The sequence below is a fragment of the Membranihabitans maritimus genome (assembly GCF_021729145.1).
GTDB classification, from domain to species: Bacteria; Bacteroidota; Bacteroidia; order Chitinophagales; family Saprospiraceae; genus Membranihabitans; species Membranihabitans maritimus.
On sequence record NZ_JAJSLW010000003.1, the window covers coordinates 247,251 to 270,976 of the forward strand.

Annotated in this window: 17 protein-coding genes; 5 read left to right on the forward strand and 12 right to left on the reverse strand. The window is 37.5% G+C overall.

All coding sequences use genetic code 11. The annotated features are described in order from the left end of the window. Window positions 1-12 precede the first annotated feature (12 nt). The 3 genes from LVD47_RS04940 to LVD47_RS24010 all read left to right on the forward strand — a co-directional run bounded on the left by LVD47_RS04940 (window position 13) and on the right by LVD47_RS24010 (window position 2,764). Complete coding sequence (locus LVD47_RS04940; protein ID WP_236974440.1) at window positions 13-537, forward strand: hypothetical protein; 525 nt, start codon at window positions 13-15, stop codon at window positions 535-537. Continuing rightward, window positions 515-1,642 (forward strand): DUF4097 family beta strand repeat-containing protein, encoded by a 1,128-nt coding sequence (locus LVD47_RS04945; RefSeq protein WP_236974441.1) that lies wholly within the window; start codon window positions 515-517, stop codon window positions 1,640-1,642. Before LVD47_RS04940 ends, LVD47_RS04945 begins: the two co-directional genes overlap by 23 nt. Before the next feature lie 225 nt (window positions 1,643-1,867). After that, window positions 1,868-2,764, forward strand: a complete 897-nt coding sequence (locus LVD47_RS24010; protein WP_236974442.1) for an OmpA family protein — start codon at window positions 1,868-1,870, stop codon at window positions 2,762-2,764. A gap of 671 nt (window positions 2,765-3,435) precedes the next feature. Here the strand turns inward: LVD47_RS24010 and smpB are convergent. From smpB to LVD47_RS04980, 6 genes are all read right to left on the reverse strand, one after another. After that, window positions 3,436-3,891, reverse strand: coding sequence for an SsrA-binding protein SmpB (gene smpB, locus LVD47_RS04955; RefSeq protein WP_236974443.1), 456 nt, complete (start codon window positions 3,889-3,891; stop codon window positions 3,436-3,438). 33 nt (window positions 3,892-3,924) lie between these two features. After that, complete coding sequence (locus tag LVD47_RS04960; protein WP_236974444.1) at window positions 3,925-4,245, reverse strand: YbjQ family protein; 321 nt, start codon at window positions 4,243-4,245, stop codon at window positions 3,925-3,927. Then, window positions 4,245-6,380: a S9 family peptidase gene (locus LVD47_RS04965; protein WP_236974445.1), complete on the reverse strand. Its 2,136-nt coding sequence runs from the start codon at window positions 6,378-6,380 to the stop codon at window positions 4,245-4,247. Before LVD47_RS04965 ends, LVD47_RS04960 begins: the two co-directional genes overlap by 1 nt. 423 nt (window positions 6,381-6,803) lie before the next feature. Then, window positions 6,804-8,060 carry a hypothetical protein gene (locus LVD47_RS04970; protein ID WP_236974446.1) on the reverse strand — a complete coding sequence of 419 codons (1,257 nt, stop codon included), beginning with the start codon at window positions 8,058-8,060 and terminating at the stop codon, window positions 6,804-6,806. A gap of 21 nt (window positions 8,061-8,081) precedes the next feature. Continuing rightward, a complete protein-coding gene (locus LVD47_RS04975; protein WP_236974447.1) occupies window positions 8,082-9,794 on the reverse strand; it encodes a helix-turn-helix transcriptional regulator in 1,713 nt (570 codons plus the stop codon). Between the two features lie 104 nt (window positions 9,795-9,898). Then, window positions 9,899-11,161 carry a D-alanyl-D-alanine carboxypeptidase/D-alanyl-D-alanine-endopeptidase gene (locus LVD47_RS04980; protein WP_236974448.1) on the reverse strand — a complete coding sequence of 421 codons (1,263 nt, stop codon included), beginning with the start codon at window positions 11,159-11,161 and terminating at the stop codon, window positions 9,899-9,901. 126 nt (window positions 11,162-11,287) lie between these two features. Here LVD47_RS04980 and LVD47_RS04985 point away from each other — a divergent pair, with 126 nt between their 5' ends. Continuing rightward, window positions 11,288-12,757, forward strand: coding sequence for a M14 family zinc carboxypeptidase (locus tag LVD47_RS04985; RefSeq protein ID WP_236974449.1), 1,470 nt, complete (start codon window positions 11,288-11,290; stop codon window positions 12,755-12,757). 243 nt (window positions 12,758-13,000) lie between these two features. On the opposite strand, the gene LVD47_RS04990 is transcribed toward LVD47_RS04985, so the two are convergent. The 5 genes from LVD47_RS04990 to ald all read right to left on the reverse strand — a co-directional run bounded on the left by LVD47_RS04990 (window position 13,001) and on the right by ald (window position 19,314). Further along, the gene (locus LVD47_RS04990) at window positions 13,001-14,032 is read right to left on the reverse strand and encodes a S66 peptidase family protein (protein ID WP_236974450.1); all 1,032 of its coding nucleotides are present in this window, start codon (window positions 14,030-14,032) and stop codon (window positions 13,001-13,003) included. Between the two features lie 78 nt (window positions 14,033-14,110). After that, window positions 14,111-16,582, reverse strand: coding sequence for a zinc-dependent metalloprotease (locus LVD47_RS04995; RefSeq protein ID WP_236974451.1), 2,472 nt, complete (start codon window positions 16,580-16,582; stop codon window positions 14,111-14,113). A gap of 46 nt (window positions 16,583-16,628) precedes the next feature. After that, window positions 16,629-17,453 carry a hypothetical protein gene (locus LVD47_RS05000; protein WP_236974452.1) on the reverse strand — a complete coding sequence of 275 codons (825 nt, stop codon included), beginning with the start codon at window positions 17,451-17,453 and terminating at the stop codon, window positions 16,629-16,631. Then, on the reverse strand, window positions 17,428-18,189 hold the full coding sequence (locus LVD47_RS05005; RefSeq protein WP_236974453.1) for a UDP-2,3-diacylglucosamine diphosphatase: 762 nt from the start codon (window positions 18,187-18,189) through the stop codon (window positions 17,428-17,430). The genes LVD47_RS05000 and LVD47_RS05005 overlap by 26 nt, the downstream gene beginning before the upstream one ends. A 12-nt stretch (window positions 18,190-18,201) precedes the next feature. Continuing rightward, window positions 18,202-19,314, reverse strand: coding sequence for an alanine dehydrogenase (gene ald / locus LVD47_RS05010; protein ID WP_236974454.1), 1,113 nt, complete (start codon window positions 19,312-19,314; stop codon window positions 18,202-18,204). Window positions 19,315-19,493: 179 nt separating this feature from the next. Between ald and serC the strand changes: the two genes are divergently transcribed. Continuing rightward, a complete protein-coding gene (gene serC, locus LVD47_RS05015) occupies window positions 19,494-20,564 on the forward strand; it encodes a 3-phosphoserine/phosphohydroxythreonine transaminase (RefSeq protein ID WP_236974455.1) in 1,071 nt (356 codons plus the stop codon). Window positions 20,565-20,736: 172 nt separating this feature from the next. On the opposite strand, the gene LVD47_RS05020 is transcribed toward serC, so the two are convergent. Continuing rightward, window positions 20,737-23,694: a DNA polymerase III subunit alpha gene (locus LVD47_RS05020; RefSeq protein ID WP_236974456.1), complete on the reverse strand. Its 2,958-nt coding sequence runs from the start codon at window positions 23,692-23,694 to the stop codon at window positions 20,737-20,739. Window positions 23,695-23,726 lie beyond the last annotated feature (32 nt).

Below are 23,726 nucleotides of genomic sequence, written 5' to 3' on the forward strand. Positions count from 1 at the left end.
ATATCATCGCAAATGAAAAAAGATAAGCTAGAAAGTTTTATTCTTGAAAACAAAGAAGAATTTGAACTAAGCTTTAGTGGCAAAAATGAGAGCTGGATCCATATTCAATCCCAACTGAAGGATTCTCGTCCAAACGCTTTTTCCATCGGCAAAAAAATAATTGGTATGGCAGCAGCGGTCGTTTTAGGATTAGTAGCAGTTTGGTCTTACACCCAGTATCATACACACATGATGACGATGAATCCTGAACTTGCTTCATCAATAGAATTTTTTGAGATCACAGAAAACCGTCTCGTACAAACTTATCATACCAAAGGTATCAACCTGTCAGAAGATATTAAAAAAGACCTGGCAAATATCACACAGACCCAAAATGAACTTAAGAAAGCTTTAGAAAAAGCTCCTGCCAATAAAAAAGACTGGATAGTGAATGCATTAATACAATCTTATGAATTAAAGATTCGAATACTCGAAGAAATGATCCAATTTGATAATAAAGAAAAGTCATTTAAAAATGAATCCATTAAATCTCTATAAAATAATTTTCTTATTCCTGGGAATGTACTTTCTGCTACCCAGTGTTCAAGCAATTGAACCCAGATCAAGAGCAGAAAAAAAGGTATCTAAAGAAGTTAACACTTCCCTGGACCCTTCCATATTATTAAACACAAAGAAAGGGCAGGTGAAATTCGAAACCTGGAATAAATCTATGGTGAAATTGGATGCAACCATAACAGCTGAGGCAGACTCGGATGCCGAGGCCACATCCGGGCTAGACAAAGTAAATGTATTGTTGGAAAAATCTGGAAATGCAGTTCATATTTTGACTGAATTTTCAGATGAAAATCAGGGTTCAAATTTTTGGTCATCCGTAAAGTTTTGGGAGTCCAACCTCAAATTAACAGTGGATATAATTATTAAAGTCCCCCTCAATGCTGATTTTGACCTAAAACATGAATATGGCGATTTAATCCTTCCCAATGTATCCAATGCAGAAGTGAATGTAAAATACGGGTCTTTTACCTGTGGGAATATTAGTGAGAACTTATATCTCGATCTGGGTTATAGCAATGGACACGTAGACAATGTAAAAGAATGTGATGCGTCCATACGATATTCAGATGTCACCTTCAATAATATAAATTATGGCAGGTTGGACATTTCATACTCAAAATATGAATCTGAGCACAGTGAAAAACTAGATATGGACTCCCGATATTCCAAACTAAATATAGCCTCAGTTCAAAAATTGCTTTTGAACGGGAAGTTTGACAAGATTGATATTGATAAAACCAAGGAAATTATCATTAATTCAAAATATACACTCATTGATATTGATGAGCTTCAGGAAAGTGCTGATATTGTAAATAGTTATCAAAGCACTAAAATTCACAACGTTAGCCCCAATTTCTCCAGCATAAATATAGAAGGCAAATACGGAAATTGTTATTTAAATATTGGAGAAAATGCACAGACGACTTTTGAACTTCAGACAAGATATGGAAATATTAATCTTCCCCCTAATGCACGCATTGACAATAATGATGATACTAACACATCAACATTTATCGTGGGATCCATTGGAAATGGAAAATCCAGCATAAATATTAGTAATAGTTATGGGAATATTACAATCGATTGACCACTGATTTCTCTTACTTAGGAAAACATTTTCCTATTTGCAAAAAAACCATAATACCAAATCAAAATTATGGTACACTGCACACCAGCCCAAGCATGGATAATTCGAAAGAAATTATTCTTAATTGTCATTTTTTCATTTTACAGTTAGGAAAATTGAGAGAATTATAATACTTTCGTTCAGTACATTACAAATCAGTTATTTTAAATAGAAAAAATATTTACCGTGAAAACAAATCTACTTTTATTTTTAATCCTGGCTTTAGGGATGACTTCATGTGTAAGCAAGAAAAAATACGAGGCTGCACAAATGGAATTAGAAAAAGCTAAACAAGATTGCGAACAAGAAATCGCAGAACTACTCCGCCAGAAAGAAGATGCTGACCGCCGATTGGTTGAATTAAACGATGATCTAAAAAGTGCTAGAAGTGCTGCTAACACGAATGAAGACAGGGTGCGTGCATTGGAAGAAGAAATTGCCTACTTGAAAAAGACCAATACTAACTTATTGGGACGTCTGGAAGAAATGTCAATTATTAGCAGAACCGGGGCGGAAAGTATAAAGCAATCCCTTGCTGCATTAGACCGTCAGGGAAAGTATATCCAGGATTTGAACACGACCATGAGAAGGAAAGATTCACTAAATCTTGTTTTAGTTCAAAAACTAAAAAGATCTCTTTCCAACGTAAATGATGAAGACGTAAACGTCGAAGTAAAAAAAGGAGTTGTTTATATTTCTTTATCTGATAAATTACTCTTTAGAAGCGGAAGTACTGCTATCACAACAGAGGCTAATTCTGTACTTGGAAAAATCGCAAAAATTGTCAATGACCATTCTGAATTTGATGTGCTTATCGAAGGTCACACAGATAATGTACCGATTTCTACTTCTTGTATGAAAGACAATTGGGACCTTAGTGTGTTGAGAGCTACATCCATCGTGCGGTCTCTTCAGGACAACCACAACGTAGCACCTGAAAGGATGACAGCAGGAGGAAGATCTGAGTTTATTCCGAAAGCAACTAACGACAATTCTGAAGGAAGAGCATTAAACCGAAGAACTGAAATCATCGTATTACCTAAATTGGATCAATATTTCAATTTAATGGCAGCTGACGAATAAGTTTTAGGATAACAATAATTTGATAGCGGAGCACAATTACAATTATTTGTGTTCCGCTTTTTTAATTGATTAAGATCAGTTCCCTCATAGTATCAATTTACAAAAGAATCCTTTTTGTACCTTTCTTCCCGCTCTATGAATCTACCATTTCATTGCCAATAGTTACTTTTCATACCTCTTAGCACACATATCTTTAGTAAAATTCGTGTAATAGAATCCCTTACTTTATGTAAAATCAATCCGTAAGAATTCTAAATCTCATAGCTAAAATAATCCGTAGTCGGCATCATACCCCGTAAGATTGTGTAGAATCAGGATATGTTAATAGAGAAAGTACAATTGGTCTCACCTCCGTTCTGGCAATACCATCCCTTTGCGATCAGGCATTTCGGCCCTTTTATTTTAGAAATTAATCCCCGATTGAAGGTCCATTGTAAAATACTAAAATGTATTTGTATTAATTAAATTGATACATAATCGGTTTGGAGTGAACATCAGGTTTAAGGAATGAATTTAATGTTTTGCAATATCTGCAGAATTATCGTGTCCCGACAATTATTCATACCTACAGCTTTTTCTGCAGGTATGATCACTTATTCACAAGGTTATCGTAAAAAATGTGTATACGATAAGAGCAAACCGGCTCTATCTAATTTTTATACATTAGATAATTAAAGTTTTATCCTATTAATTCTTTCCACATCTCTTTTCGTATCCCTAGCCTTAATAGATTGTCTTTTATCGTGTAATTTTTTTCCTTGTGCCAGTGCTACTTTAACTTTTACTAATCCACGCTCATTGACAAATACCCGGTAAGGTATTATAGTTAAGCCTTTTTCTTTTACTTTTTTTTCAAGCTTTTTAAGCTCCCTTCTTTTCAATAACAACTTTCGAGGTCTATTAGGACTTAGCGAAATCACTGTGTTATACTTATACTCAGCAATGTGCATATTCTTCATCCATAATTCACCTTTTCTAAAGTAACAAAACGCATCAGCCATATTGGCTTTTCCCGCACGGATGGATTTCACTTCTGCGCCATGTAGTTGAATTCCTGCAATATATTCCTCTAAAAATTGATATTCAAATTTCGCCTTCCTATTGACAATATTTATCTTATTCTTCATTTCAAATCCTATAATATCCTTAAAAAACCTACTTTATTTCAATTTAACGGCTGTTCCATACGCCAAGATTTCTGAACAACCCTGCATTACCATTGCCGTAGTAAACCGAACATTAATTACCGCATCAGCCCCTATCCTTTCAGCATCTGCCAACATTCTGTCAAGTGCTTGTTCCCTTGCACTGGACATTAACTTTGTGTACTCTTTGACTTCGCCCCCCACTAAATTCCTGAAAACAGCAGTAAAATCACGACCAAAATTACGGGCCCGGACAGTACTTCCTCTTACAACATCCAAAATTTCTGTAATTTCTTCTCCCGGTATAAAGTCAGTGCTAGTTATAAGAATTTCCATTATAATTTATTTTGAATAAAGTTTGTCATTAGGCGATAGAGATGCATACGAGCCCCCTTGTTATTTATACTATGGTTATTGTTGGGGTAGTACATTGTCTCAAAGTCTTTACCTGCCCTAATTAAAGCAGCCGCCATTTCCGCAGAATGTTGAAAATGCACATTATCGTCAGATAACCCATGAACTAACAAATAATCCCCCTTCAATTTATCCGCATAATATACTGGAGAGTAATCATGATACCCTTTTTCATTTTCACCTTCTGTTCTCATATACCGCTCAGTATAAATCGTATCATACCATCGCCAGTTTGTTACCGGTGCTACGGCAATAGCTAATGAGAAAACATCATTTCCATGTAAAATCAAATTGGTAGACATATATCCTCCATAGCTCCAGCCAAAAACACCAATTCTATCTCTGTCAATAAAATGTAAATTTCCTAAATATCGGGCTGCATCAATTTGATCACTTGTCTCATACTTCCCTAATTGTAAATAAGTGATTTTTTTAAATTCCTGACCCCGAGCCCCGGTTCCACGGTTATCAACACAAGCCACTACATATCCTTTTTGCGCAAGCATTTGAAACCACGAATAATTACGTCCTCCCCAGCTATCTGTTACTTGCTGGCTTCCCGGGCCCCCATATAAAAACATGAATAATGGATATTCCCGCGTTGAATCAAACCCTTCCGGCTTGATCATATATCCATTTAATTCAGTCCCTTCTCTATTATGAAAAGTAAAAAATTCCATAGGTTGGAAATGATACTCTTCAATTCTTCCTGCCAATGTACTATTATTCTCCAATTCCCTGATTTCCTCACCATCATTAGTAAAGACAGCATAAGAAGGAGGAATCCCCGCTTTTGAATAGGTAAGAATATAGTAATCGAATGTGGTACTGAATTCAGCAGAATTTGTACCGGGACGATCTTCCATAGGTTCGACAACTCCACCACTCAAGTCTACACTATAAATTTCACGCTGCAGGGGTGATTCCTTTGCAGCCTGAAAATACACTTTGTTCCTTCCTTCATCAATTCCATACACATTAGTTACATCATAAGTCCCAGGTGTTAGTTTCTTTTCAACCGTACCATCCATATTATACAAATATATTTGATTAAATCCATCTCTTTCACTTGTCCATACAAACTGCTTCCCACCTTTTAAAAACTTTAAGTTATCATGTACATCTATATAATAAGGGTTATTTTCCTCCATAAGTAATTTTGTTGTGCTATTTTGGGCATCAACAAGCATTAATCTTAAATTATTTTGATGTCTATTCATTAAAAAGACACAAAGTTCACTTTCTGCTTTTGTCCATTTTATTCTGGGAATATAAAAATTGTTATCCTCGACATTAATTGATATCCTTTTAGATCTTTTATTTCGCACATCAAAAAGGTGTAAACTAACTACAGCATTTTTCTCTCCTACTTTAGGATATTTAAACTTCTCATATTCCGGATATAAACCGTTTTTGTAATTAGTCATGGTGAACTCTTCCACTTCCGATTCATCGAAACGTATATATGCTATATAATTACCATTAACTGACCATTCAAAAGTCCTCGTTATGGCAAATTCTTCCTCATAGACCCAATCAGCAGCACCATTGATTATCAAATTCTCTTTACCATCCCTGGTCACTTGAATAATCTCACCCGAATCCAGGTTTTTATAAAACAAATTATTGTTATACACAAAACCAACATTTTTGCCATCAGGAGAAAAATGAGCATTCATTTGTTGCCCCTTATCAAACAAAGGTATAATCTCTTTACTTTTTCGATTATATATATAATAATCAGCTGTAAATGACCTCCTGTAAACCTTCTTCCGGTTCTCTGCTAATAACACTAATTGTTCATCCGTAGAAAAAGAATATGTGTAGCTTGTACCTGAAAACCCATTTTTTACCTCTGGAATATCCGGGTCAAAAATCACATCTGCCTCCTTCCCTGTAGTAATATCGTATGATACTATTTTATTCTCCTTTTTAAGGGTAAAATGCCTTCCATCCTCCATAAAATTAAACCCAGGAATCGTCTTCTCTGCAAAGGTTCCATCCTCCCATATATTTTCTAATGAAATTTCTTTCTGGGCCGTTACCGTATGTATCATAAATAAACTTACTATTGTTAATATGAAATATCTGAATACCATGTTGCTATTGATTTTCCACTATATGTAATCAAATTAATATTGAAAAAGTTGTGAAACAAATATAATCATACAAAAGAAGTTTTATAACGAATGCAAAAATTTATAATATGTAATGGATTATCAAGATAAATTTTACCCCAATCCTGTCTCAAACGTACTTGCACATCCTAACACCCCTATTGCAGGCAAAGAACAACTGGTGCCTCAAATACAATCAGATTGAAAAAAAGCATTTCAACTGCCTAACAATATGTTTCTGAAAGAGGCTTCCAAAATGAAAAATCAGAAATTTGAATCCCTTGAAACTATTACATTCTTTAATCTTTTTCTAAGACCTTACATCCATTATTTTACAAAAAAAATTCAGCAAGCAACTGGTTACTATTCAATAAAGGTATTAAGCCATTTTTCAATATTTTCTTCAGGGACATCTAGTTTGCGATACTCGGATTCATACTGAGGATATCCTTCCACATCATCCTGACTATTAATAATCCGGCCTACTCTATTTTCTACATTCTCCAGTATTCGCAAATCGATATTGTCTCGCTTCCAGGGACGGGCACCTACATTCTTCAAAACTGATTCTACAATTTCAGATGCTGTAGATATGGTGTTACCGGCTATACTCGTCCCATAATTACTTACATCTTTAAACTCTCCGGTAACTATTTTAATATTCTTGGTATTTTCCTCTATCGAATTATCCTCAATGAATAATTCGGCATGGTTTGCATCAATCATTGATTCGGCCTTAGTATCTTTTCCTGGAATTAAAACATTGCCAATTATAGAAATTTTGGCAGGATTAGGCTCAGGATGCCCTTCCCATTCTGACTGAACCCAATATGTATGGATGACTTTGGTTCCAGGGTTATAAATCAAATTATTCATAATGGTTCCCGATGCACCTGTTTTGAAATATGGATTTCTCCTTTTATTATGAGCATATAGGTTTCCTTTAATCAATACATTTTGACAATTATCATGGATAAGGCTTCCCTTGGAATGCTCTCCTTTAGCATGCGTAGAATTACTCAGGCCTTCCGCAATTATACAATTTGAGATCACTACATCTCTTGCTGTATGCTCAGGACCTAACAGTCGCGGGCCGGAAACGCTGATATTTTCATCTGTTGACCAGGTTACTGAACAATGGTCAATTTTTATATTATAGGCCTTAGCTCCGCTAGCAGCAATTCCGTCTACCTCCCAACCACTTTTTCGATTTTCCCCTGCGTCCCCGGGACGAACCTTCAAATGGCGGACAACCACATCGTGTGTCCGTATGGAAATACCACCGCGTATTAGAGTAATTCCATCTCCAGGTGCTGTCTCCCCAGCAATAAATAAATAGGGATTCTCTATTACTATATTTTCCTTTTTAAGATCAATGACTCCTGAAACCTCAAATACAATATATCTCGCCCCCGACTCATTTACAGCATCCCGAAAGGAACCTTCACCTTTTGATTCCAAATTCGTTACTTTGATCACTCTTCCATCCTTGAAATCTCCTATTTCAAAAGAACCTTGATTCGAGATGTAATTATTACCTCCAGCAACATACACGATAATCATGCAGGCTATAAATCCAATGAACCACTTTATTATTGGCAGTTTACAAATATTTTTCATTCTATAAAATTAATAGAATATCTAAATATCAGCAATCCAATGATCAAAATAATAATTATCTTCAAAGCCCAATTTATTTTTCAATCTGCTCTTTGTTTTATAGACAGCATTTTGGCTAACCCCCAGCATCCCTGACATTTCCTTAACTGAGAGATTCATTTTTGAAAGCACGACAAAACGGATTTCATTAGAACTGAGTCCGGGTGTTTTTATTTTCAATCTGCTAATAAACCCAGGGTAGACTTTGTCAAAAAGTACTCTGAATTCATCCCAATCCTTGTCTGTCAAAATGGTACTTTCATACAAAATGCCAATTTTCGCGTCTTTACTATCGGTCTCAGATTGTGCTTGTTGTTTGAGGTGCTCAATTACAGCATTAGTTTCCGAAACTTTTCTCGTGTAATCAAATAATTTCTTTTCAGCCAATTCCAGGGCTGCCTTTTGTTCCTTTAGACGAGCATCTTTCAACATTTGCTCCTTATGATGTTTGGCCCTATGATTTTTAAAAATATAAACTCCTGAAATTCCCATTAATAGAAGAACTATCAATACGGCATTTCTCTGTATAGTTTTTTTTTGGTTTTCTAATTGAATTTTTGTCAGCTGGGTGTTTGACTTTTCCACCTCGACTTTTTGCCTGGCCCTTAAAATTTGTAAGGAGTTATATGCTTCGGCCAGGCTATCTTTCACATAGAGGGTGGAATCCAAGTATTTGCTGGAAAGTTGATAGTTTCCTAACCGCGCATAGTATTTGCTCAATAAGGGATAATAATCCTTCAGAAATACTTTTCGGCTGCCAGATTCCCGAATACAGTCTCTAGCCAGCTGAACAGATTTTTCCACTTCCCTAATACTTTTATCTTGTTCTAAACTAATTCTTGCCAATAAAATGGCCCCAAATGCAGCACTTTGATATCCACCATTGTCAAGACTAATTTGAAAGTCTTCTTTTATTAAGGGTACTGCATTATCCAAATCCCCCTTTAAATAATAATTATATCCAAGGTTGCCTATCGCGAGTCCCTTCCAGAGAATTCTATCATAACGATCGGCCAACCGTTCTGTATTTTTGAAATAATAGTTGGCAGTATCAAATTCACCCAATTCCCTGTAACACAACCCCAACGTATTATTCGTCTGAAGTTCAAAATACTCGATTGGATGTTTTTCTAAAGCTTTTAAAAGTTCTTTGAGATATTTGACAGCTGAACGATAATCATGAAAGAAGTAATGCCCGCGTGCAAGTCGATGCAATCCGTTTATTAGATTTTTATCCATCGCCCCTTCAGCCTTCTTACTGTATTCCAACATTCTATACCAATGCCCAAAAGCCTGCTCGTATTCATTGATATTCCACATCCATCCTGCCTCTAGCTCCTCCATTTTTGCCAGCATTGCCCAATTATTTGTCTCACTGGCTAATTCGGGAATTTCTTTTCTTACATCTTGATAGTCTTCCGGATAGACTATTTTCTGGTGGGTAAGAAGATATAATTTTAGATATGAAATTTCTAGCCAAAGATCTAGGTTCTTGGATTTTTCAACTTCCTTTTCCAACATTATCACTTCTGAAATTAACGAATCCAAATTAGTATCTTCGTCGATATGTTGATAAATATTCCTGACGTAATGTATTTGCTCCTGCTTTGTCTTTCCTGACCATTCGTCCAATTGCCCAAAAGCAATATTTTGTATTAGTAAAAAGAATACTCCCGCCAAAATACTAAGTCGCATACCTTAAGTTAGATCAATCTTCAAAAGTTTTTACAATTCCTTTTCTGAAACTAAGCTTGTAAACTTCGAAAGTAAGTAATTTTCATGTTTTACATTAGATATACTTAGAAATTTTGCCTTATCCAATGAAGTACTATTTCCATCTTACGCTTATATTTTGATGAACTTCCTAAATAGCCATTGTGCATAAATGAAAAAATTAGTGTTCGTCCACTTTTTGTTTTTACATACCCGGATAGACAATGAACCCCTGTAAGGGTCCCTGTCTTTGCAAAAACAAACGGCCCATCATCATCTCCATACCAATCTTGAATTGTACCCCGCACACCCCCTGCCGGGAAATAAGAAAAAAGCTCTTCTTCAGAAGAAAAGTCGTATAAATTCAACAAAACCTCGCTAATAAATCGCGGGGAAAAAGCATTATACCTCGAAAGCCCTGAACCGTCAACCCAACGAACTTTTCCTTTCCATTTTTTCAAGACAGAAGTAAACATGGTATCAATCACAGCTTCTGATGACAATTTATTTGTCCAATTTGAAGATATATTGAAAAGTAGCTGTTCGGCGATAAAATTATCACTATCATACATCATTTTACGAAGCACCGTATCCCTGGAAGACCCATTTACAAATTTCCATGATACACCGGAATCCATCTTCCTTCCAATTGAATTCGAAGGCACTAATTTAACAGTCTTCCTTAATGTATCACTTAATAGTGACGCAAACAACTCTCCTGACCAGTTAAAGGGTATATAAACAGTATCCTGATCATTCATTTTTAACCATTTTTTGTCTATGTTAAAAATATTCTGACTCTCAGCTCTCCGGACCGATTCCCCCTTATTATAATTTCCCACACTAGTAGGAAAATTACCGGGAACCATCTCAAGTCCCGAAGGAGTGGAACTAAAAGTAACCGTATTCCCATAAATCGGAAAAATACTTCTTTCAGTAGCGTAATAATAGGAATAATCATCCCAGGACCAACCCGGTCCCCAACGCTGATCGGAATTCCATAGGTCAACAAATACAAGATTCTCTTTATCGCGCAATTCACTAAAAGCAAGTTGATCTTCAAAACGCTGATTCAAAAACCCGGGGTCTCCACACCCTACAAAATATGTCGTATCATTTCTTTCAAAATATTTATATCCATTCAAATATTTATCTAAATACATTTTGGAAGCATAGAAAGTAAGAATTTTTGTATTGGATGCGGGGGTAAATAAGTAGTCTGCCTTATAGTCAAACAGGACTTTTTCCTTCTTTTTTGAATCTCGCAATATAAAGCCTGTATGTACATCCGCTCCGTCAAAATTTGTCAAAATCAAATTTTCCAATTCTTCTACATTAGATTTTGACATACTTCTCGGTCCAACGCAACTCACTATTAGTGAGCAAAATATTAAACCGGCTATCACCTCATTGAACATTGGAATTAAATTTATATTTTGCTTAATTATATTAAATATAACTATATATCTACTAAAATGAAATTTTCACTCACACTCATAATTTTATTTCTAATTCACTATTCTGGTGTTGCGCAGGTAACATGGCCTTCGATTAAAGAAATGGATAGTACATACCATTTATATAAAGAAACTTCTATCGATAAAAAAAGGTTTGGGATAAAGGTATTAGCCCCCCTATTGGAACATTTCAAACTTCATCCGGAATTAGAGGTCAGAAAGGCGGGATATAGTATTGAAGAAAGGCCAATATACCTTGTCAAATATGGAAATGGACCTATCCCTATTCTATTTTGGTCTCAAATGCATGGAGACGAATCAACTGCAACCATGGCCCTTGTTGACTTATTCCATTGGCTTGTTTCAGATGTAGAACAAAATGAAAATCTTTTAGATCAAATTAAAAATAAGTGCACACTTTACTTTATACCCATGTTAAACCCCGATGGGGCGGAGGAATTCCAAAGGAGAAATTCAGCAAATATAGACCTCAATAGAGATGCCGTTCACCTAGCTAATCCTGAATCTGAAATTCTAAAATCCATTCGAGATTCCATAAGACCTAAATTTGGATTTAATCTGCACGACCAAAGCCAATTTTACAGAGCTGGACAAAATGGGAAACAAGTTGCACTGGCATTTTTGGCTCCTGCTTTCAATCATGCAAAAGACATTAACAGGGTCCGTATGGAAGCTATGCAATTGATAGCCATGCTAAACGACAGCCTGTCAAATTTCATTCCCGACCGCATTGCCAAATACGATGACACCTTTGAACCAAGAGCCTTCGGAGATAATTTCCAAAAGTGGGGAACTTCAACGATATTAATCGAATCGGGAGGATACCCCGGTGACCTGGAAAAACAAGAACTTAGAAAATTAAACTTTATTACCTACATTAAAGCGTTGGAAGGAATAATTAATCAAAATTATTTCGAAAACACTATTGGAGATTACAATTCCATACCTTTTAATGAATCCAAAATGCTTTCCCTTATTATTGATAATCTGAAAATCAAAAAATCAAAAAAGACTGTTAAAACAAGCCTGGGTTACCGGTATTACGATACTGAGAACGAAGGCAAAACTACTAAAATATCAAGCATCGCAGATATTGGAGACTTATCAGTTTATACCGGGATAAATACATTTGATGCCGAAGGGTATGATCTTATTATTCCTAAAGTTTACCCGGAAAAATATATTGACATTTCGATGTTGAGTAAAGAAGATTGGGAGAAGAATGTCCGAAATGGGTACCTTGCATTCATTCTGGACAAAGTACCTGAAAAAATCCCAGGGGAATCGATCTATTTATTACAGGAAGAACCAGCATCCACGTTCAGACCTTTTTTACATTCATTCGACTTTAATAGCAATCCTACTTTCATTCTCAAAAAAGGAAACGACATTAAAGTCGTCAAAAATGGGACGATATATGATATCCAGCAAATAATCGATAATTTCAAACATTACCTCGAAAACTAAACCGCTGTGAAAGAAGAAAAGAATTCTATATTCACACGAGATAAGCCATTCTCAGGTCTTATTTATTTAGAGAATCCATTGGTATCTTTCTAAAACCGTATCAGAAGAATAGTATAACCTAAATACCTATGCCTTAAAACACCCGCCATCCTTGAGACTGGTCTCGAAACAGTCTGCTATTTTCGAACTATGTGGTCGAATTTCGCTAGTCCTCCATGTATAGAGTCCTAAAAAAGCTTGAATTCAGGCTTTAAAACGAATCAATCCGTCTTTCGATCTGAAATTGGCATTTATTCCAACTGGAATGGTACAATGATTATCTATATGCCCAATAGAATACCCCATTACCTGAGGACAAGCAAGTTCTTTGAATTGATTGGTAATAACTTCTTCCACTGTTTGATCTCCATTCTCTGCCTTACAATTTGTAAAGTTTCCAAAAATAAGTGCTGAAGCCAGATCTATATTTGTAGCCTGCCTTAATTGAACAATCATCCGGTCCACTCTATATGACGACTCCCCTATGTCTTCAATAAATACTATTTTATCCTTAAAATCCGGTAAAAATCCGGTTCCGCACATTGATGCCAAAAGTGAAAGGTTGCCACCCACCATTATACCTTCAGCTTCTCCCGGTTTCAAAACAGTATAGACTTCCCCACCTTCATCATAATCCCTATTGGGAAGAACTGTAAAAGTAAACCCAGGATCAAACAATGCACGATTTAGATATAATGATGTATAATATGTAAACTTCGAACTTGCAACAGGCCCATGAAAACAAATCAATCCCGATTTATAAAAAAAGGCATTTACCAGGCTTGTAATGTCACTATAACCAATAAATACCTTGGGGTTTTTCCTTACCAGATCATAATCGATATTATCCAACAACCGGCCGGCACCATAACCTCCTCGCACACACCAGATTCCGTCTATTCCAGGATCTTCGAACATATTATGCAAATCCTCCAATCGCTGTTCATCAGTACCTGCAACAAACCCGTTCTTTTCCCTCAAATAATTACCTTCAATTACTTTTAATCCCAATTCCGAAAGATTTTTAATCGCCCTATCTACTTTCTCTTCACTGGCAAAACTCGCAGGTGCAATCAAACCAATGGTTGAACCATATTTTAACTTCTCAGGGTAAATGACCTCCTTAGCAACTACATTCTCGGTCCTGCCCGTTATACCCTTATTAGACTGGCAACCTGCCAACCAGGCACCACCGGTTGCACCCCCCAACATCCGGGCAAATTGTCTTCTATTCATATCTCCTAATTCTACTTTGAAGTAAGATAAAGGATTAAAACGATTTTGTTTGCAAATAAATATTATAAATATGTAGGATTACGGTACAATTAGCTTCTCCATAAACTGTTCTTTGCCACACTCAAATTTTAATATATAGAATCCCGAACCAAGAGTTGATGGTAAATGATAAATTTTATCAGTAGAATTAACTCGATGCCTCCAAATACATTTACCGGATAAATCGAGTAAATAAAAGCGCCCGCTATTACAAGTAAAATCTTCTATAAACTCTATGGACGAATTTTTATAATGCAAGGGATTGGGGGCTACGAAGAATGGTTTTTTCGATTGATTACCCAGACCAGCTAATTCTATTACCCGGGAATATTGAATTCTTCCCAATTTCAAATAAACAGCAATTCGGTAATAATAGCTTGAACTGGTAATAAATTCACTGGTAAAACTATCTTTAGATTTCACCAACTCTTTAATTGAATGAAATTGATAACCATCTATACTCCTTTCTATCTCAATCTTTGAAATCTCATTACCCGGATCAAATATCCTCCCATAAAGTTTATGCCTTCCCTCCAAATTCTCACCCAAGAATTTTTCTATAATAATTGGGGTAACTGAAAAACCAACTGAAAAATTACCTGGATTAATATCATAAATAGTAAACCCTTCTGAATTATTGGAAATTGAAATTTTAATTCGTCCTGTCTCTGTATCGATTGGAGGCAGAGTGACTCTGGCTGCTCCAGAATTCGGAACCTTTTCAGCCAAAAGATAAGGGAATGAAACTCCTCCATCCGTACTGTAGTATATAGATACGGAATCGTAATTCAATGCAGGGTGTAATGTGCTGCCCACATTCCATTCAATGGGAATGGTATAGTCATCCTGAGAAATCGAATTAGCTGAATCTATTAATTCAAAAACAGTATCTGCCCGTGGGGAATTAACTTCCAGGGGGTTGCCGTCAATCATATTTATATTGACTTCCTGGCAAGATAAAACACCTGACCTTCTGGCAGTCATTCTCATGGTCAAAAGCCGGGGCACCCTGGTAAAAACTTCTCCGTTGTACTCCTCGCCTGTCAATACAACATCGCTTGACGGGAATGACCTGTAAAAACCCCTGTCTCCCGGTGGATAGCTTCTGTATACAGGCTTGTCAAAATAATATCCTGCATTAATAGGGTCTGCAGATGCCATGTCTGGTATTTCCGAATCAGTATCGTATTGCTCCCAATTATAAAGAATCCCTCCGTCACCTGTAGCCTTCAACTCAAATGAAGAACCTGTTGGCAATAAAAAATCATTGGGTATGGCGACATCTAATGGTATCCCAAAACCTTCCCGAACACCACAAGAACGATAAAAATTTAAGTATTCAAGGATTTCATTGATCGTATGGGTATGAAAATATAATGTACCATTGGAGTTATTTTCCAAGTTATCCATGTCACAACGACCGGGGTAAGCCATCAATGAACTTCCGCTACCCGGTTCAAATCCATGGCCTTCATGCCGATTACCCAATAATCCGCATTCCCCCCCTAATCCATAAAAGGTATGATGAGCACCCAAAGAATGAGCAATTTCATGGGTTGTTACTTTCAAATTCAAATTAATATCAGCCGGATCCACAGTACCCGTCCATCCAGCTCCTTTTTCACTTTCACTACAGGCAGTACCTATTAATGCAGCTCCGGCAGCATTGACTCCGATATCCGGTAATTTATGGAATACATGTCCAATATCAAAATCAATATCTTGGGCGCTATCCCTGAAAAAATTGCGGGAATTAATGGTCAATGAGTCAATATTAGAAGTGAATGGGTCTATTTCTGAATCCATAAAAATAAAATCATCTGGTATGATAACATCAAATTGGATATTCATTTCCTTGCTATAAAAAGCATTGGCAGCACTTACATTATCCAATATCGACGTTATAGCATCTTCTTTTTTTTCAAAATTTTCTCCCCATTCCCCGGTACAGGCTACTAATAATCTCAACGTAAGAAAATCATAATTTTGTTCCTGACAATCAATTGATTGTCCTCCTGACCTTACCCCAAGACGAGAGGACAATCCTTCGGACAGGCAAGTAAAGGCCCCGGAAGACCTGATTTCCAGGGATCCCAACACATATTTGTTTTCCCCGGATTCATGCCGAATATAGTATAGTTGACCGAATCTTGAAAAAAACAACCTTATTCGGTTGTTAATAGTATATCCATACAATTTATCACCATCCTGGCTTTGACCATGGAAATAGGAAATATCGTGTTCCAATAATTTGTCAAATGAATTCATTACCGGGAAATGTTTCAAATCAAAAGTCAACATTTCTATTTTCGTTTTTGATACATCTGCAGGGTTGCTTGCTTTATCCCAACAAGGGATTTGTATTATCCTTTGAGTTTCGGTACGATCCTTTGTGGTAGCTTGCACCCACTCCTCCTTTGGCCAATCAAACAACAACGAATTCTCCTGTCCGTATAACTGACCCAATATCAAAAACAAATACAGAAAACTTCGCATTATATCACTTATCATCCCCAGTAAACTAAATTAAATTGAACATTTAAATAAAATGAAAAATTCACTTTCCGACAGCAAAGTCTATCATTTTAACTTCTGAAGTATTCTCATTCCAATAATAAAATGAATTATTAAAAAAAATGCCGTTCACTATATCCTTATTAGATTGATCTTCAAAACTTAAAACAACTTTTGGAGACATTAATGAGTCAGACAAATTAATGAAATACCACTTACCTGTTTGGTAAAAATACAACCTGTCTCCGTCAATCTGAACTTCTTCTGCTATTCCTGGCAAGAGATGTTGAGCAACTAATTGCCCGGTAAAATCAAATTCATACAATCCTTTGTCAAAATCAACTAAATATACTATGTTTTTTCTTATGAAAATCTGGTCGATAGATACGCCCGGGATGATTAAATCCAGATTTTGGGTCTCTGTCAGGATTGAGAATTGTGTGGTCCACCTTTGTACTTTATTTTCATTTCGATTAAAAAGCCATATAGATTGATTACCATCCAGTACGGGATGTTCTACGATATTGGGAAAGTGCATAGAAAAATCAATGGAAGTAATTTGATTTAAATATTTATCGAGAATAAAAAACCGCTGAAAACTCTCGTTAAAAGCGTAAAATTGCAAACCATTGTACATACCTGTTTTAAAAACAGGTATTTCAAAATCATAGCGGAACATTTCATCGCCATTGGCATTTAGTTTTACCAGGCTTCTATTGGCTTCAAGAATAAATCCATTCTTAGCATCATCTATATAAACTAATTTTCGGGAAACGGAAGATCCCGAGCCAAGAGTCCTCATTCCACTGCAACCCATCAATAAGAAATTGAAACAAATTACACTAATGAGACCTATATAATGGTTCATCCCTACCATATTCATAAAGATAGAAGAAATTGCCATCAAACATACCATATGTGTTATGGTTCAACCAATCTCCTATATTGATGTAATAAGACCTTTCATTGGAAAGTTGATAAAAAATAGGTAAATGTCGATGACCAAAAACAAAGAAATCTATATCTGAAAAAGATTGTAGCTTATATTCACAATATTGTATCAACCACTCTTTTTCCTTTCCCAAAAAAGGAGGGGGTTTTAATTCCTGAGAACGGCTTTTATGGCTCCAAAAATTGGCAATCCTCCAAGATAGATCCGGATGCAACTGACGATATAAAAATTGTAGAACCGGATTGGTAAAAACCTTTTTCAACCTTTTATATCCCATATCTCCCGGGCCTAATCCATCACCGTGTCCCAACATAATTTTTTTGGCTCCTAACTCCTCTAATCTAACCTCTCTGTGAACGGGAATTCCAAATTCTTCAGGAAAGTATTTAAACATCCAAACATCGTGATTTCCTGTAAAAATCTCAATCGATATACCGGAATCCTGAATTTCTGCCAATTTCCCCAAAAAGCGAACATAACCTTTCGGTACATGAAATTTATATTCAAACCAATAATCGAAAAGATCACCTAATAAATAGATTTTATCAGCGTCTACCGCAGCCTTATCCAACCATGATATTATCTTTTTTTCTCGCTCTTTGGAATTTTGAATCCCAAGATGGAAATCAGACGCAAAATAGACCTTCTCCATTATCCAGATTATTTAGAGCCATCTGTTGACATCCTCAAGAGGGAGATCAAAAGCTTCCGCTACCCCTTTATAAACAATATTCCCTTTGACAATATTAAGTCCGGATAACAAGTCCTTTCTGAGCCTGCACGCTTCCTTCCATCCTTTATCAGCAAGCAATAAGCCATAGGGCAATGTAGCATTGGTTAATGCTATCGTAGAAGTCTGTGGTACTGCACCCGGCATATTAGCTACGCAGTAATGGACTACCTCATCTATTACGTATATAGGATCATCATGGGTTGTTGGCTCACATGTTTCGATACATCCACCCTGATCTACGGCAACGTCCACCAATACTGTACCCGGTTTCATGCTCTTGAGCATATCGCGGGTAATCAGGTTAGGTGCTTTGGCACCTGGAATCAAAACTGCCCCTATGATTAAATCACACTCCCCTATCAGGCTGCGAATATTGTATTCATTAGAATACATAGTCTGTACGTTGGCCTCCATTACATCACATAGATATCTCAACCTGTTGAGATTAATGTCCATAATAGTTACTTCCGCGCGTAATCCTGCCGCCATTTTTGCCGCTTGAGTACCTACGACACCACCGCCAAGTACTAACACCTTTCCCGGTGATACTCCAGGTACACCACCTAACAATACTCCTTTCCCCCCCATAGGACGTTCGAGATACTTAGCTCCTTCCTGAACAGCCATCCGTCCTGCCACTTCTGACATTGGCACCAGTAGGGGTAGTGAACCATCGACAGCCTGAACGGTCTCATAGGCAAGGCAAATGGCTTCCCTTTCCATCATAGCGTTGGTCAATTTCTCTGATGATGCAAAATGAAAGTACGTAAATACCAACTGGTCTTTCTGAATGAGTTCGTATTCCGGTTCAATAGGTTCTTTAACCTTTATAATCATTTCAGATTCCCGGTAAACATCTTCAATAGTAGGTAATATTTCTGCTCCGGCATTTAGATATTCTTCATCCTGAAAACCCGAACCTTCTCCTGCTCCCAATTGCACGAATACTTTATGCCCCCTCTTGGAAAATTCAAGTGCACCTGCCGGGGTTAGCGAGACCCTGTTTTCACTGGGCTTTATCTCTGTTGGTATCCCTATCTTCATATAATTTGAATTGTTTTGAACGCAAAATACATTATTTAAAATTTCTCCAAAAAATACTTCCTGCCTGGTTTTATAATTTTATGATGTTTTTTTTGGAGATTCACTTTTAAAAACCTTTTTTGGTTAATGATTATTCATACTTTTGCATTAAAATATAAACTTTTTCAAATGTTCAAACTATGAAAAAACACAATTTTTACGCTGGGCCGGCAATTCTTGCTGAAGAGGTAAAACAAGAATCATCAAAAGCAGCATTGGATTATCAGGGAACAGGTCTTTCCTTAATGGAAATGTCCCACAGATCCCCTGAAGTTTCTGCAATCATGGATGAAGCTACTTCATTGATCAAAGAATTACTTAATATTCCGGAAGGATATCAAGTCTTGTTTTTACAGGGAGGTGCCAGTCTTCAATTCTATATGACAGCGCTTAATTTACTCGATAGCAATGGTACAGCATCATACATCGATACAGGATCATGGTCGACCAAAGCTATTAAAGAGGCAAAAAGATGTGGAAATATAGAAGTGGTAGCCAGTTCAAAAGATAAAAATTACAACTACATACCCAAGAATGTTCCGATTTCAGCCAATTCTTCCTATCTGCATATTACGACTAACAACACTATTTTCGGAACCCAGTATCAGGACATGCCAAGCTATGATATTCCGCTGGTAGCGGACATGTCTTCCGATATATTTTCCCGTCCTTTTGACGTGTCAAAATTTGACGTAATCTATGCCGGTGCACAAAAGAATTTAGGACCTGCAGGGTGTACCCTTGTTATTGTCAGGGAGGGAGCATTGGGAAAGGTTTCCCGCGAATTACCATCAATGCTGGATTACAAAATTCACATCGGCAAAGGTTCTTTATTTAACACAGGGCCTGTGTTTCCTATTTATGTTTCATTGCTTACCCTTCGTTGGTTGAAGAAAAATGGTGGCATAAATGGTATGGTGCAGCGAAATGCAGCTAAGGCACAAGCTTTATACGATGAGATCGATCGAAATTCATTATTTTATGGAACCGCCGAAAAAGAAGACCGTTCAAAAATGAATGTTTGTTTCCTTCTTCACGATGAATCAATGTCCGATGAATTCCTGAAAGATTGTAAAGAAGCCAACATTGTCGGTGTCAAAGGACACAGGTCTGTAGGTGGTTTCCGGGCAAGTATCTACAATGCTATGGAGAAAGACAGTGTCGACCACTTAATTAATATAATGCAGGCATTTGAAAAGAAAATGGGGTAAATTACACTTCAGGATAAAATATATCAAGGAATCCGGTGGGTGTGAATCGCTTTACCGGATTTTTTCTTTTCGGGAATTACATCGGGACATGTTTGTATATTTCATACACTTTTTCAAGTTCTTCCCGATCGAGGCGATTATAAACCCTGAATACGCCCATGGAATCCCTTCTTCAATACCGCCCGTCCTTTATATACGGTATTTTCCGCATTTCCGTCACTTCTACACTCGGAAAGTCGAAATCAAGAACGATTTTCCCCGTAATTAAATACAAACCTATACCCTGAAAGGGAAATGCCTCTAATGCCGGGGGAAAATGCGTAGTATCAAAAAACCGACCCTCCCGATCGATCCAGGTACCAAAGGCCATCAATTTTCTGTTGACCGTAGATACTTTCTTTTGACAAACATAATACCCCAAAATACGGACGGTCCGATTTTTATACACCAAAAAATCCGATGCCGCAATAGTGTCAGGAATTTCTTCAGATTGCAAATCAAACGGAGAGCAAAGCGGGAACCCTAATAACTCGATCTCATCAAAAGCTTGTTCGTGCAGAACTCCTTCCATCTTTGGTAACGTAAAAGCTTCGTGAGCGTGATCGAAAAAAACCGGATGACGATTGCGTTCCCGTACAGAAGGCAAAAGGATACCGCTTTCCCAGGTTAATTCGTACTTACTAAGCCCCGTAAAACGGAATGCCCCTATCCTGATCAGTATATTGAGTTGAGTATCGGATATCGGGACACGATTGACAAAATCTTCCAGATTGCGAAAGGAACCATTTTCTCTGCGCTCATCAAGTATATTACGAACGGTCTTCTTTTCCAGCTCCCGCAAGTGTATAAACCCCAGATAGATATCCTCTCCGTACAGATGTGTCAAATTACGACTCCGATTGATGCAAGGAGGATGAATATTCCCGCCCGACATCCGGGCTTCGTGAACGTATAGCTCCGTCCTGTAAAATCCACCAAAATTATTGATCACGGCTACCATAAATTCCAGGGGGTGATAAACTTTCAGGTACAAACTCTGAAAAGATTCCACCGCAAAACTTGCCGAGTGGGCTTTGCAAAAAGAATAGCCACTAAAACTCTCTACCTGTCGCCAAACTTCAGCTGTAAGTTCATCCGAATAACCGCGTTGTTGGCAATTGCGAAAAAACTTCTCCTGCAAGGTGAGAAAGGTATCCGATTTTTTCCGCTTTCCCGACATGATGCGCCGAAGGACATCACTTTCATCCAGGTCCAAACCGGCAAAATGATGTACAATTTTCATCACGTCTTCCTGATATACCATGACGCCGTAGGTTTCGCCCAAATGTTCTTCAAAAATCGGGTGCAGGTATTGAATGCTTTCGGGATAATGAAAACGATATATATATTCCCGCATCATCCCACTTTTGGCTACACCGGGCCGGATAATCGAACTGGCCGCCACGAGGTGAAGATAATCATCACATTGCAACTTGGTCAGTAACCCGCGCATAGCCGGTGACTCTATATAAAAACATCCTATGCATTGTCCGGAACGCAGTCTATCACGCACTTTCCGGTCTGACTTTATGGCACTGACATTGCGTATATCAACGGTACACCCTTTATTCTCTCGGATAAGATCTACTGCTTCTTTGATATGCCCCAATCCCCGTTGACTAAGGATATCATATTTGTGAAATCCCATATCCTCGGCCGTATACATATCCACCTGTACAATCGGAAAGCCCTTGGGCATCATTTGCAAAGCCGTATGGTAAAATAACGAACGCTCACTAATCAGGATCCCCCCAGCGTGAATACTGAGATAATTAGGCAATCCCTCGATTCTTTGGCTATAATAAAAGATATGCCGGGCATACGGATGATGTTCATCCGCAGCGTGAGGAGCAGTGACAATTTTATCGATATCCGCCTTGGGCAATCCAAATACTTTTCCCAGCTCCCGAATCACTGACCGCCTTTTAAACGTACTATAAGTCGCCAGCAAGGCAGTTTTATCCCTGCCGTATCGCTTAAACACATAATCCGTCACGTGGTCGCGTTCGTCCCAACTAAAGTCAATGTCGAAATCCGGCGGAGAAGTCCGATGCTGATTGATAAACCTTTCGAAGTAAAGATCCAATTCCAACGGGTCCACATCCGTAATCCGCATACAATAAGCCACAATAGAATTGGCACCACTACCTCTTCCCACATGATAATACCCTACATTATGAGCATAGCGAATAATGTCCCAGGTAATGAGAAAATAGGTAGCATATCCAAGTTTTTGAATCACAGAAAGCTCTTGCTCTACCCGCTTCATAGCCCGTGAATGACTACGATACCTCCTTTCACATCCTTGCAATGCCAGCTTGCGAAGCAAAGCAAAATCTTCGTCCCTTGACTCCGTAAAATATTGACGATTCACCTCTTCTCCCTCTGGAAATGCTATAGAACATTGGTCCAGTAATGCTTCCGTATTCTCTATAATCCGGGGATACAATTTATACTTTTCTCTCAATACCACAGGTGCATGAAAATATTCATACTGAGCAGCTATTGGATACTTCTTGAGTTGTCCCAAAATAATGTTTTCATCTATACACCGAAGAAGCTTATGTGTGCGATAACCGTGTTCTTTATGAAAAGTTACCGGGGAAAATACGACCAGTTTACCCAGGTAGTTCACCAAATCTGAAGAGTATAGTTTCCCAGCTTCGGAAGGACGTATACCGTAAAATTCATTGTCGGAAAATTGATCAATAGATTTGGGCAGGGAACGGTAAATGACGTAGGCATGCTTCCAGGCCGGGGCTATAGAAGGCAACGGTTTATGCTCCATAAGATGTGCCGAAAGCAGTGTATTCAATTCGCGAAATCCTTCTTCATCCCGGGCAATACCGAGATAACGAAATTCATTACCCTGCCGGAATTCAATCCCGACAATAGGCTCGATCTCTCTTATTCTATTCCCCTTATCATCTTCCTCATAACACGCTTTATAGAATTCAAATACTCCGGATGTATTGTTGATATCCGTGAGGACAAGGCGGTGTATCCCCAGAGCGTCGGCTTTATCAGCCAATTCCTTCGGAGAGAGTGTCCCGTACCTTAAACTGTAATATGAGTGGCAATTCAAAAACATAAACAATCTTAGAGAGAACAAATATAGTCAAA